Source organism: Vulcanisaeta distributa JCM 11217, assembly GCF_001316005.1.
Classification (GTDB): domain Archaea; phylum Thermoproteota; class Thermoprotei; order Thermoproteales; family Thermocladiaceae; genus Vulcanisaeta; species Vulcanisaeta distributa_B.
Genome location: NZ_BBBJ01000007.1, coordinates 81,549 through 93,612, shown reverse-complemented (window position 1 = coordinate 93,612; position 12,064 = coordinate 81,549). Strand labels below are relative to the sequence as shown.

The window sequence follows — 12,064 nt, the reverse complement described above, 5'->3', positions numbered from 1 at the left end:
GTAATGTAACATTAAGTAAGGCAGTGCTTTGCGCAACAGTTACATTTATACTCACCAATGAGCCATTACTCAATAAATAAATGAACGCAGTAATTAATGCTATTAGCATCATCAATTCAATTAAGGCTTATTGACTTAAAAACTTTATTAATTCACTTAATAATGAAAAGAGAAATAGAATGAAAATAAGAAAGAGGCACATGAAAATGGAATTAAAAAATATTTAATGATAATGTACCCCCCCTAAGAAAACTACTTATTAACCACCACCCTTACCCTGTCCTCCCCCCCCGCCTATGTTGGCTTTGCTGCCCTCCTTGTCTGCCCTTACCCTGGCCGTGCTGTCCCTTGCCATGTCCCTGCCCATGTAGTTGCCAGCCCTTAACCTCCTGGCCGAATTGCTGCGTTATATTGAGCCAATCACTGAATCCCTTACCGTGCTTAAGCATCTGCAGTAGCTGTGCCTGCGCTGTTTCGTTGCCCTGTATTAACGGGTATATCATCTCAAGCTCCTTGAATAGTTCATGTAACTCCTTGACACTTGTTATGTTTAATCCAGTAATATTTACCAAAGCGCCCAACTCGTGATCAAGCATGGCTAATTGCGTCAATGTTTCATTCAGCATTATTGATCCCCCCCTTATTATTTGCATTACGTAGTGCTCAAGCTCATGATCAATCCTGTTTGCGAAGCCAATCTTCTGCTCCTCATAGTACTGACTAGTTATATTGCTTAGTAACGACTTGTACTCACTGAGTAGTGCCATGGCCTCTGAGTAGTTACCACTGACCAGGGCCTGCTTTAATTGGCTCAATAGGCTGTAAATTTGGCTTGCTTGCGTGCTGTTCAGTAGCCCCCCCTGCTGTTCAAGTCTCGTTAATGTCTCATTGAGCAGCATTAATCTATAGGTTAGTGTTCTATTCCAAATTTCCGCGTGCTTCTCAAGCACATAGACGTGAACTAAGTAGTGCCTAAGGTGGACGAGGAACTGAAGTGCCAGCAGGCACTCACCCTTACTAATATAGTAATTGGTAATATTCTGCAGCACTGTAGGTGTTAGGTTGAAGCCGGTTATGTTGTATGTCGTCATGTTGAACCTGGTTATGTTGAATCCCGTGAATGTGCCATTTATGGCGGTCTCATTAAGGCCTGTGGCGTTAATGGCGATTAATGACGTGGTGTTAAACCCGCTCATGTTCGCACCAACCCTCATTAACCACATATCATCAATGTATAGGTTAGCCTGGATCGCAGTAAGTAGGCCGGGTGGGCATGTAGTTACGTTCGTCATTGTCACGTTGCTTATCGTTGTCGTAACATTACTTATAGACGTAGCATTAACACTAACTGTTGAGTTAGTGGCGTTTGTTGTTTGAGATGCAAGTAATGGGTTTGCTGTCATGACCACGGTTAGTACCAACGTTAGTGCAAGTGCCGTAGCCAACGCTATTACCCCTATATCCATTACTTTTCTGTTTCTCATACTCATCACCAAACCCATAAATTAATTATTTAATAAGGAATCTCCCTGAAAAATAACGTTCAATTAATATGAAACAAAGTGAAACCAGGGATATGATTCTTAAAGGCCAGTAATTACCAAGGACCTGTGCTTATCCTAATTGACTTAGACGGTACGCTACTACCCCTCGAAGCATGGGACCCAGTGTTTCAGGAAATAAGTACATCAATAGCTAGTAAGGTCAACACTGATTGGAGGGTTGTTTACAGGGCTGCTAAGGAACTGAATAAGGAGTTATTAAGGGAATTCACGATAAGGGCATTTGATTGGGACTACATATTCACTGAGGTTGCTCATAGGTTTGGTGTGCCAATGAGCATTGACGTTAATAGTATATTAATGAAGTATGTTCGTGGCTTTAAACCATTTGATGGCGCACTTGAGCTTTTGAGGGTAATTAAGGAGTTGGGACATGAAATAATCATTGCAACCAATGGTTTGTATAAGTATCAATCCGTGGTTATTAATGAGCTTGGCTTTTCTAAGTTCATTGATGGTATTAGGACACCCGACATAGTTGGTTGCCCTAAGAATTGCCGTGAATTCTTCGATGGAGCCAGGTAATGATTGGCGATAACCCACTCTTTGATGTTTATTATCCAGCCAGGTTTGGATTGATGACGATATTCATCGGTGATTGGGAGAGAAGGTTGGGTTATGTATTGGATGTGTGGGGTATTGATTTATCAGGCATTAGGCCGACCTACTCCTTCAGGAGCATTAGGGATTTATTAACGGTAATAAACACCATACTTAATCAATGAACAGATGCGTTAGGCGTTTTTCCTGCTTTGATGAAGAATACCGTTATCACTATGAAGTCTATTATTATCATTGCATGCATTATTGTGCAGTATATGCACAGTGCATGGAGTAGGTAGGTCTCAACGAAGATTAAGTATGGAACCACCACTATACCAATAAATCTCCAATAAAACAGTGAATCCAGTGCGAGCTTGGCCAGATTCCCTGGGCCTAAGTCGTATGTTAGTACGAGGATTATATTCACTATAAACCAGACAGCCGCTAACAAGTCCAGCGGAACACCGCCTATGTCTGAGTACCTACTTGAGAGCACCCTTTCGCAGTCAATGGTTATTCCCGGGAATGGAGATTTAAATGACGTGCATAATGGCGGTAATTCACGTAGATAGTAATACGTGTATATCACAATAGATGATGTAAATAGGCCTATTACCGAGAATGTAAGCATGAGTACTAACCACGTACTTGTTAGTCTCTTCATCACTGCGTAGATAAAGCCCCCCCGAACTTAAATACTAATCTCACAGTGTAATTACTGCATTATTAATTAACTTTAACGAGCTAATTAATTTATTAAAGCACCACATCTTATTACGCACGATGTCTGAGGCAGGTAAGAGGGTAATATTTCATGAATTATTAACACCTGAGGAGGCATTAAGCAAGGTATTCAACACGGTTAGGATTGAACCTCTGGGAACTGAGGTTGTAAGTATTGAGGAGAGTTATGGGAGGGTCTTGGCGAAGGACGTGTATTCGCGTATTGATGTACCACCATTCGATAGGGCCACAATGGATGGATTCGCGGTTAGGGCTGAGGATACATTTGGAGCCGATGAACTTAACCCAACTAGGTTAAAAGTCATTGGTAATGTTGAGACAGGGGGGGCTGAGGAACTACCTCAGGTTAACCCTGGCGAGGCAGTTGAAATAGCGACCGGCGCCCCAATGCCACCTGGCGCCAATGCAGTGGTTATGGTTGAGTATACGAAACGTAGTGGTGATGAATTAATGATATACCGCTCAGTAACGCCTGGTGAGAATGTGATGTCCGCAGGCTCCGACGTAATGATGGGCGAGTTAATACTTAGGAGATGCACCGTAATTAGGGAGAGGGAGGTTGGCCTGCTTGCGGCTGTTGGTATTGACAGGGTTGAAGTGTTTAAGAGACCTAAGGTTGCGATAATATCCACAGGTAATGAATTAGTTAGCCCAGGTAAGGAGTTGGGTCGCGGTAAGATTTATGATATAAATACGTACACGATAGCCCACGCCGTTAGATCGATGGGCGCCGAACCAATGATTATGGGTATTGTTAGGGATAACATTAATGAAATGAGGGATGCGGTGAATAGGGCTCTGAGCATAAGCGACCTAGTGCTTCTGTCAGGAGGAACCTCCGCAGGTCTTGCGGACCTAACGTATAGGGTACTCGATGAGATAGGGCCTCCAGGCATAATAATCCATGGCCTCAAGGTAAAGCCTGGTAAACCTACCGTAGTTGCGTGTCACGGGATAATAAGTTGGTTATTGGACTACCTGGATACCCAAGTTCAGCATTGATGATATTCAACATAATAGTTAAGCCGATACTGGCTAGGATGCTGTGCACGGGCGTTGATGAGGTTAAGATTAGGGCCAAGCTGGCTATTAGGCCGATGGCGCGAAGGGTAGGAGGGCTCTTTATCCAGTTAGCTTAGTTGATACGGGTCATGGGATAGTGGCCTACCCATTACCTGCCGAGTCAGGCGCCATAAGTACGTTGGCCTTCGCCGACGGTTACATAGCCATCCCCGAAACCGTGGAGTACCTGGACAGTGGCGATGATGTGGAGGTGACCCTATTCACTCATCAGTATATGCCGGCTAACCTATACATAATTGGTAGTCATGACCTTGGACTTGACGTGTTAATACCAATGCTGCCGGGCTTTGTTAGGGCTAGGGTAATCAATGTCGGTTCGATGGGTGGACTCTACGCAGTCAAGCGCGGTGAGGCTGATGTGGCTGGTCTGCACCTCGTTGATGAGGAAACTGGTCAATACAATGTGCCATACATGGTTAAGTACAGCGTTAATAATGCCGTTCTAATTAGGGGGGGTTATCTCAGGGAACAGGGATTGATAGTGCCCAGGGGGGGTAATCCCAAGAACATAAGGGGGGGTATTGAGGACCTGCTAAGAGGTGATGTGAGGATTGTTAATAGGAATAAGGGCGCGGGTACAAGATTTCTACTAGATCTGAAGTTGAAGGAGATCGCGGTTAAGATGGGTGTTAAGTTCGAGGAATTAGTGAGAAAGGTGAATGGTTATTACTATGAGGTTAAGACGCACACTGCAGTCGCGGCGGCTGTGGCCCAGGGTAAGGCTGATGCCGGTGTTGGCATTAGGGCGGCAGCGGCCATGTATGGTCTTGACTTCATACCACTTGGTTGGGAGAGTTATGACTTCGCAATACCCATTGATAGGCTTGAGAAGGATAGCGTTAAGGCATTCCTCAGCATGTTAAGAAGCAGTGAGTTTAGGGACGCCCTCAGTAAATTACCTGGTTATAAAGTTCCTAATGACATTGGTGAAGTTATTTGGAGAGGACAATAATTTTCAATTTAATTTTAATTTAATGCCATAATGATTACTTAATGGGTAGCCTATCTACGAAGTAAACCTTCCTAAGTTTCTTGTAAAATGCTACCCTGGAATTTACGAAATCAATCAATTCCTTGTCAGACACCTTACCCCCCCTATATTCATCATGCAGTACTACGTAGGCCACGGGTAATTGACCAATGCTTGGGTCCTCGGCTTGCTCGCCGGTTACGTAGGTCTCCTTAACGGCTGGGTGCTTCATTAATATTATTTCCAGGTCGCGCGGGAATATTGGGTAACCCTTGTACTTAATCATCCTCTTCTTAACACCCCTGAAGTAAAGTAAGCCCTTATCATCCATAACCATTAAATCTCCAGTCAATAACCAACCATTATGAAAGGCCCTCCTCGTGTCATCCGGGTCCGAATAACCCTTCATAACCCAGGGAGCCTTTGCCGCTAACTCACCAACACTGCCCACGCCCAATTCCTTAGATGGATCGTTTGGATCAACAATCTTTAACTCGGCACCTGGTATTGCCGAGCCAACCGTGCCAGTCACATCCTTATACTTGATCGGCTGTACTGTAAGTACGTACGCCTCAGTTAAGCCGTAGAACTGCACAAGCGGCACACCAAACCTCTGGTAAAACCCTAACTGGGTCGCTGGCGGTAATGGCGCGGCTGCCGAGAGGGCCAGCCTTAATGATGATAATGCATTGGGGGCTTAAGTCCTTATTATTTAGTATCTGGTCAAACATTAAAGGCACGCCTGCAAACACCGTTATTCCATACCTACGTATTAACTCAGGCGTATCCTTGGCGTCAAAGTGCCTGGCGATAACGGCCTTGGCCCCCCCCTCACGAAGGCCGACATGAGCTCAGTAAGACCGAGTATGTGGGATAGCTGGGCAACCACAAGCACGGAGTCTTTGGGATTTAGTCCTATCGCCTCACCAAACGCATAAGGCCCTGAATATAGGCTAAAGTACGTATGCCAAACCTGCATTGTCCTCCCAGCAATACCCGCATAGTAATAGATTAATCCAACATCATCACTCCTAACTTCGACTGGCTTAAAATCCGTTGAGGGAACATTACTCAGTAATTCCTGAAAGCTTAATATACCCTGCCCAGAAACACCAACACCAACGACCCTATACTTGGATAAAACTGCGATCTCTCTCTCAATGACCGATTTATCGGCAATGACGACCTTAGGAGCCGAATCACTTAGTTGGTAATCAAGGTCCTCAGATATGGTTAACGGGTCTATGAGGACTGCCGATGCGCCAAGAATCCACGTTGCAAATAATGAAATGACGGCCTCCATGCTATTGCTCATGATTATGGCCACCCTATCTCCACGGCTAACGTCAAACCTACTTAATGAGCCTGCGAGTTTGGAGGCCTTGTTGTAAAGTTCGTTGTACGTAAGCGACGCACCACTTTCATCTACCAGGAAAACATCGTTTGGTCGATTCCTCAAATAATCAAGTAATGTCTCAATTGGATTTTGATACTGATAGTTCATCATGGTGATCACGGCTTTATGTAACCACGCTCAATTAAGGCCGCCTTTATATCATCCAGTGTCTTGACATCATCTAATGTTGATATGTCTCCATACGGCTCATTCTTTACCAAGGCCCTTAGCAACCTTCTCATTATCTTACCCGACTTAGTCTTTGGTAGTCTCCTCACGATTATTACATCATCAACCTAGTACCCGACGCCCTTGCAAACTCCTTAATATCATTGATTAATGCCTCCGACGGCGCCTCCCCTGGTTTAAGTACGACAAAGGCCAGCACTTTTTCGCCACCGCCAGGCGCCGGTGCGCCAACAACGGCAGCCTCAGCAACCGCCTTATGTCTCGCGAGGATACCCTCTATGTCCATTGTACCGAGTCTCTCGCCTGCAATAGTCAATATATCATCGGCTCTACCTAGCACGTATAGGTATCCATCCGAGTCGTAGAAGCCATAATCACCTGTGTAGAAATACCCTGGGAACCTACTCCAGTACGTCTTCACTAATCTCTCGTGATTGGGGGTCGTTCCACATCTTAGCCATTGCCGGGTTTGGAATGGCAATGACTATGTAACCCCCCCTCTGCCCCCCCGGTGGCAGTGGGTTACCGTCATCATCGACCACGAGCCACTTACTACCTGGGAATTGAATACCGGCAGAGCCAGGCTTAAATGGTATCTCGCCGAGGCCGTATGGCGTCGCTGCAATCGGTATTAGGTGCTCCGTCATCCAATAAGCATCGGCAATCATGGTATTCGGTAATTGCTGTATATACCACTCAGCAATACCTGGGTTAAGCGTCTCGCCTGTATTGAGTATTATTCTCAGGCTTGATAAGTCTCCCTTAAGCGCATCCTCACCAATGCTCCTAATCGTGTATAACGTGGTCGTACTACTCCAGATCAAAGAGACGCGGTACTTCTCAACGATCCTGGCAAATAAGTCCCTCTTATAACCCACGAATCCCTCAAATAGAAGACCGGTCAACCCCCCCATCACGGGTATTGTGTATAAATTAGCCATGGGCCACACAGGCCACCCCCCCAACTCGCTTATTGTCCACCAAACATCAGTGTCCTGTGGATTAAATAGTGCCCTAAATGTCCAATTAAGGCCTATTGGATAACCACCATTACTCTGCCACAGTCCCTTGGGCCTACCCGTCGTGCCTGACGTGTAGTATATGGTGGCCGGCTCATTAGCCTCCACAGGGACTGGCTCGACGTAGACCTTGCCCTTTGGGGCGACATCCTCATAGACGATGTCTCTACCTTGCTTAACATTAAAGTCGGAGAAGCCCCCCCTGGATACAACCAGCACCTTCTCAACGGGTGTTTGGTATTTCTCGAGTGTCCTGTCCACAAGGTCCTTCATCCTAACCTCGTCACCAGCCCTAAATCCCTTTGATGCGACTATGAACACCTTTGATCCGCAGTCCTGAAGCCTATATGCAAGGGTCTCCTCACTTAAACCAGCGTAGTGAATTACCAATGTGGCGCCGAGCCTATGCACGGCAAGGCCGAAGTAAACAGCCTCTGGCGTGTTGGGCATCATCATCGATACCGCATCCCCCTTCTTAACACCAAGCTCCTTAAGTACGTACGCGGCCCTATTCACCTCCCTGTAAAGGTCCCAATAACTAATGACCTTACTATCGCCCCCCCTCTCATTCTCGTAATAAAACGCGACCTTATTGGCCTTAGCGGTATGTGCCTATCAATAGCGTTATAACTAATGTTTAGGTAACCACCCCCCCTAAACCAATAAACATCTGGTGCTCTGCCCTCAAATATGGACTTTGGTCTTTCAAACCACGTAAGGTAATCAGCCTTATCAGCCCAGAATTTAGCTGGATTCTCGGCGGCCTCAATAGCCATTCGCCTTATCTTATCTAGGGAATAGAACTTTTGATTTAGTGCCATAAATATTCTATTTATGAACTCTTTTTAAATATTACCTTATGAAATTAATGTATAAAGTTTTATTAAATTATTTATATAAGTAAAATGGTTAACCAACTACGTTCTTGTAATAATCAAATGTCAATTCCTCATACCACTTAGGTACCTTGGCTCATAAAGCGAGAACTTAGCTAGTGGGTATGGGTGTATTCTCTTAACCGCATTTATACCTGGAATTACCAGGTTTAGGTACTTGGCTGGGATTATTATGCTGATCTCGTAATTCTCAGTCCTCCCTAGTATTAACTCTCCAGTTCCAGGTATGTTTATCTGGACCTTACCATACTTGTGTGAGTATGGGATTAACGTACACGATGCCAACCCAATATATGAAATCTCGCCTGGCATAACGCCATTCCAAATCAATGCCTTGGCAATGGTGGCTATTTGGGCAGGCATACCATAAATAATAACAACATGTGGTTCAAAGTCGATCTTATCAAGTGGCGATATTAGGACCAACTCTGTTGAGTTGGGTTCAAGAAACCTTGAATGCAGTGTGGTAACTATGCTATTCATTGTCTCCTTACTCGATGTATGCCACTGCGGTATGTCCCTATCAATGTAGTCCAGCGCCGTTTTAGTTAAACCAAGCGCCTCAGCGCCTATCATGCAGAAAGAGTCCTCAAGCCCCACTGCTAATTTCCAGCCGTAAGTCCTCACCATGTTTATAGCCTGGCAAAACGCAACCCTAATACCGAGATCCTTATATGGCCTCTTGAAATCGCTAATGCTGCATTGCTCACCCTTACCACAAAACCTAATGCCTATTGGCCACGTCATTAAACCAAGAACCTCCTTTAACTTAATGCCCTGCTGCCTAACCTCATCGATTGATGCCATGAACTTCTATTATGAATATTACTTTAAAAGGATTATAGGATTATACCGTAATTATGAGTTAATGAGTGTATTTTTATCAATAAAATATGGCAGTGACATATCAATAATAATATGATCTGACTAAGGATTTCTCATTACTTATAACTACTTATTCAGGAGATTCTTTGTTATATTGACGAGCAAGTATTTAAAACAATGCTGTGTCATGTGGTTAATGATTCTCGAAATTGCAAAATTGCTTGTTAAGCTTAGGGCTTATTGGGCGTCAATTAGGGGGGGTCTCAGGGAGTTCATCGATGATTACCCATTTGATGAAATAGCACTTAAGGCACTTAAGGGCCGTGATGCGGTTTACCCATTCGGTGAGATAGCCACCTACGGCTCTGCAGTGCTTGGCTCTGGGGGGGTTTATGATAAGAGGGGGGGATTTCCTCGATTCAAGACCCTAGACAGTTCAATAATATTATTACCACCAGCGTTTACGCCAAAAAGGCTTGAGAAGATGGCTGAGCTTCTTCGGGAGCCCACTTTCATGGACGTGAATCTAGAAGGTTCATTGGGTGGTTTTAAGGTTTCCATGCCCATAGTCGTTGGTTCAATGGGTTCTACGGCAATAGCCAGTAAGTTTAGCCTTGAGATTGCCAGGGCAGCGGCTAAGGCAGGTATTGTCATGGGTATTGGGGGGGAGAACGTGGCCACGGTTAGGGGGGGCTATTCAAGGAGGTACACAAGGGGGGGTCACCCAAGCTTTAAGGAGAGGTTGATGGCTTACTTAACGAATGTTGATAAGTACGGTGGGGGGGTTATTATCCAGCAAAATGTGGAGGATGCGTATGATGAGCTTTGGAATAAGGTGTATAGTGATAAGGATGTTGAGCCATACATAGAGGAGGGCCTCGTTGGTTTCGAGATTAAGATGGGACAGGGGGGGCCAAGCCTGGTCTTGGCGGTGTAATTAAGATCCCGAAGGAGGAGGCAATTAGACTTAAGGCAAAGTACCACTTTGAGGTGGATCCTGAGAAGGTTAAGGATAAGTTCATAACCAGGTACTCAGTGCCCGGTACATACACGGAGGACATACTTAGGGGGGGCATGATTAGGTTCATGAAGACGGCATACCCAAGGGCGAGGATTTGGATTAAGCTCGGCCCCTATAGGGATGTGGATAGGGTCATTAGCATTGCCCATGAGGAGGGCGCTCACGCTGTCGTGATTGATGGTAAGGAGGGTGGTACAGGAATGGCACCTTCAGTAGCCATGAAGGACCTGGGCTACCCAACCATAGTGGCCCTTAAGAAGATACATGACGCCAGAAGGCTGGGGATAATGGACATATCGCTACTACTCGCGGGTAGGCTCTATAATGGTTCGCACGTGGTTAAGGCCATGGCTCTGGGAGCCAGCGGTGCTTATATGGCTAGGCCGTTTCTCATAGCGGCGATGGTTAAGGGTGAGAAGGGGGTTTTGAATTACATAGAGGCTGTTAAGGAGGAGATTCAGATGTTGGTATCCGCATTGGGCAAGTACGATATTAAGGAGGTTAGTACAGAGGATGTTGCTGCCATTGATAAGGACGTCGCCGAGATGTTTGGTATACCGTATGTCTACTCATCATCATTTTAATACGGTCTAACTTAATAAGGCTGTTATTTCTAGCGTTACCGTGAATTTAAGGGCATTCATCAGGCTTTCTAGGATTGAGCATGGAATACTGACAAGCCTGATAGTCATTGCATCCTACGTAATAGCTGGCGGTAGGAGTGCCATTGCAATGGTACTCCTCTTCCTATCATCACTACTTACGGAAATATTCCTCTTCGCCACAAACGACATTTACAATATTGAGGAAGACAGGATTAATAGGCCAGACGCACCCCCCCTCGTACGTGGTGAAGCTTCAATTAGTGAGGCTTGGGTATTATCATTACTATCTGTAGTCATCGCTATATTATTAAATGTACTTGGTATTGCCATGGGATATTTAGTGGCTTGGAGCATCGTAATATTAATAATGGCTATAGCGCTTGGTTTCTCCTACAATTATAGGTTGAAGAGGGTCATTATAGTGAACAACGTCTTCGTGGCAATAACATCATCATTAACATTCCTATATGGACTCTACGCCGTTTCATCCACAATACCAACCCTTAATCTTCCATACCTATTATTCATTGTTTCCTTCCTAGCAACCATGGGTAGGGAACTGGTTAAGGCGCAATCGACGTTGTCGGCGACATGAGGGCTGGCGTGAGGACCGTAGCCAATACCTACGGTATTAAAACCGCAATAATCCTCGCAGCAATATTCACGTTGGTTGCAGTCCTCATGTCACCATTAATAATTATTTACGCGCTCCAAAACCCCTATGGGCTAGCTCTATCGGTGGGTGTCTTAATAACGGATGCTATCCTTACGTATATATCGATATCGCTCCTGCGAAATAGTGATTACATGGGTAGGTTCAGGGTGATGTCCCTTGGGGGGGCTATGGCTGTCACGATAATTGCGTATCTACTATTTGCATTGCTAATTATTGTTCATTAAATACCAAGGACACTTCGAAGAATCGCTAGGTAATTAACCTCCTTGAACTTCATTTCCCTGAGGGACGGTATTTCAATGAGCATGGGCTTCCTCATTCTCATCCTCAACTTATCAAAATCCTCCCTAATTCTATCCACGAGGTTACTCGTTATTAATATCGCACCAACACCCTCCTCAACACTCAACTCCTTAATTATTGCCAATATGTTCTCATTCTCATTAATGACCCTACCCTCAAACCCAAGTAACTTAAAGGTATATACCGTGTGCTCATCACCAAGCACTACTGCACGCACGTTCTTAGACACTAT

Annotated in this window: 15 protein-coding genes and 3 pseudogenes; 8 read left to right on the top strand and 10 right to left on the bottom strand. The window is 45.0% G+C overall.

Going from position 1 to position 12,064, the window contains the following annotated elements; genetic code table 11:
• Positions 1–272: 272 nt before the first annotated feature.
• On the bottom strand, positions 273–1,490 hold the full coding sequence (locus JCM11217_RS08565; RefSeq protein WP_243678911.1) for a hypothetical protein: 1,218 nt from the start codon (positions 1,488–1,490) through the stop codon (positions 273–275).
• Positions 1,491–1,610: 120 nt separating this feature from the next.
• On the opposite strand from JCM11217_RS08565, the gene JCM11217_RS08560 reads away from it, so the two are divergent.
• Complete coding sequence (locus JCM11217_RS08560) at positions 1,611–2,087, top strand: HAD hydrolase-like protein (protein ID WP_243678910.1); 477 nt, start codon at positions 1,611–1,613, stop codon at positions 2,085–2,087.
• A complete protein-coding gene (locus JCM11217_RS15575; protein WP_243678908.1) occupies positions 2,087–2,287 on the top strand; it encodes a hypothetical protein in 201 nt (66 codons plus the stop codon). The genes JCM11217_RS08560 and JCM11217_RS15575 overlap by 1 nt, the downstream gene beginning before the upstream one ends.
• Here the strand turns inward: JCM11217_RS15575 and JCM11217_RS08555 are convergent.
• On the bottom strand, positions 2,281–2,769 hold the full coding sequence (locus JCM11217_RS08555) for a vitamin K epoxide reductase family protein (RefSeq protein ID WP_054842717.1): 489 nt from the start codon (positions 2,767–2,769) through the stop codon (positions 2,281–2,283). The two genes, JCM11217_RS15575 and JCM11217_RS08555, sit on opposite strands and share 7 nt — an antisense overlap.
• A gap of 119 nt (positions 2,770–2,888) precedes the next feature.
• On the opposite strand from JCM11217_RS08555, the gene JCM11217_RS15570 reads away from it, so the two are divergent.
• From JCM11217_RS15570 to JCM11217_RS15560, 3 genes are read left to right on the top strand one after another with little or no spacing between them, the layout of a single operon-like run.
• Positions 2,889–3,851, top strand: coding sequence for a molybdopterin-binding protein (locus JCM11217_RS15570; protein ID WP_243678906.1), 963 nt, complete (start codon positions 2,889–2,891; stop codon positions 3,849–3,851).
• Entirely contained in the window at positions 3,812–3,988 is a 177-nt protein-coding gene (locus JCM11217_RS15565; protein ID WP_243678904.1) for a hypothetical protein, read from the top strand. The genes JCM11217_RS15570 and JCM11217_RS15565 overlap by 40 nt, the downstream gene beginning before the upstream one ends.
• 20 nt (positions 3,989–4,008) lie before the next feature.
• Positions 4,009–4,884, top strand: coding sequence for a substrate-binding domain-containing protein (locus JCM11217_RS15560; protein ID WP_243678902.1), 876 nt, complete (start codon positions 4,009–4,011; stop codon positions 4,882–4,884).
• Between the two features lie 34 nt (positions 4,885–4,918).
• Here the strand turns inward: JCM11217_RS15560 and JCM11217_RS15555 are convergent, their stop codons facing one another.
• The 7 genes and pseudogenes from JCM11217_RS15555 to JCM11217_RS08535 all read right to left on the bottom strand — a co-directional run bounded on the left by JCM11217_RS15555 (position 4,919) and on the right by JCM11217_RS08535 (position 9,209).
• Entirely contained in the window at positions 4,919–5,134 is a 216-nt protein-coding gene (locus tag JCM11217_RS15555; protein ID WP_243678962.1) for a hypothetical protein, read from the bottom strand.
• A gap of 102 nt (positions 5,135–5,236) precedes the next feature.
• Positions 5,237–6,406 (bottom strand): annotated as a pseudogene (locus tag JCM11217_RS08545) (acyl--CoA ligase); the annotation flags it as partial.
• A gap of 8 nt (positions 6,407–6,414) precedes the next feature.
• Positions 6,415–6,576, bottom strand: a complete 162-nt coding sequence (locus tag JCM11217_RS15550) for a hypothetical protein (protein ID WP_243678900.1) — start codon at positions 6,574–6,576, stop codon at positions 6,415–6,417.
• Between the two features lie 5 nt (positions 6,577–6,581).
• Positions 6,582–6,773 carry a hypothetical protein gene (locus JCM11217_RS15545; RefSeq protein ID WP_243678961.1) on the bottom strand — a complete coding sequence of 64 codons (192 nt, stop codon included), beginning with the start codon at positions 6,771–6,773 and terminating at the stop codon, positions 6,582–6,584.
• A gap of 84 nt (positions 6,774–6,857) precedes the next feature.
• Positions 6,858–8,049 (bottom strand): annotated as a pseudogene (locus tag JCM11217_RS15540) (acyl-CoA synthetase); the annotation flags it as partial.
• On the bottom strand, positions 8,019–8,327 hold the full coding sequence (locus JCM11217_RS15535) for an acetyl-coenzyme A synthetase N-terminal domain-containing protein (protein WP_243678898.1): 309 nt from the start codon (positions 8,325–8,327) through the stop codon (positions 8,019–8,021). The gene JCM11217_RS15535 and the pseudogene JCM11217_RS15540, both read right to left, overlap by 31 nt.
• A 120-nt stretch (positions 8,328–8,447) precedes the next feature.
• On the bottom strand, positions 8,448–9,209 hold the full coding sequence (locus tag JCM11217_RS08535; protein WP_243678896.1) for a DUF169 domain-containing protein: 762 nt from the start codon (positions 9,207–9,209) through the stop codon (positions 8,448–8,450).
• Positions 9,210–9,423: 214 nt separating this feature from the next.
• On the opposite strand from JCM11217_RS08535, the pseudogene JCM11217_RS08530 reads away from it, so the two are divergent.
• The 3 genes and pseudogenes from JCM11217_RS08530 to JCM11217_RS15530 all read left to right on the top strand — a co-directional run bounded on the left by JCM11217_RS08530 (position 9,424) and on the right by JCM11217_RS15530 (position 11,753).
• Positions 9,424–10,832: pseudogene (locus tag JCM11217_RS08530) on the top strand (glutamate synthase-related protein).
• Positions 10,833–10,872: 40 nt separating this feature from the next.
• Entirely contained in the window at positions 10,873–11,448 is a 576-nt protein-coding gene (locus tag JCM11217_RS08525; protein ID WP_243678894.1) for a UbiA family prenyltransferase, read from the top strand.
• Entirely contained in the window at positions 11,445–11,753 is a 309-nt protein-coding gene (locus JCM11217_RS15530) for a hypothetical protein (protein ID WP_243678893.1), read from the top strand. Before JCM11217_RS08525 ends, JCM11217_RS15530 begins: the two co-directional genes overlap by 4 nt.
• Here the strand turns inward: JCM11217_RS15530 and JCM11217_RS08520 are convergent.
• Complete coding sequence (locus tag JCM11217_RS08520) at positions 11,750–12,061, bottom strand: V-type ATP synthase subunit F (protein ID WP_054842672.1); 312 nt, start codon at positions 12,059–12,061, stop codon at positions 11,750–11,752. The two genes, JCM11217_RS15530 and JCM11217_RS08520, sit on opposite strands and share 4 nt — an antisense overlap.
• Between the last annotated feature and the right edge of the window lie 3 nt (positions 12,062–12,064).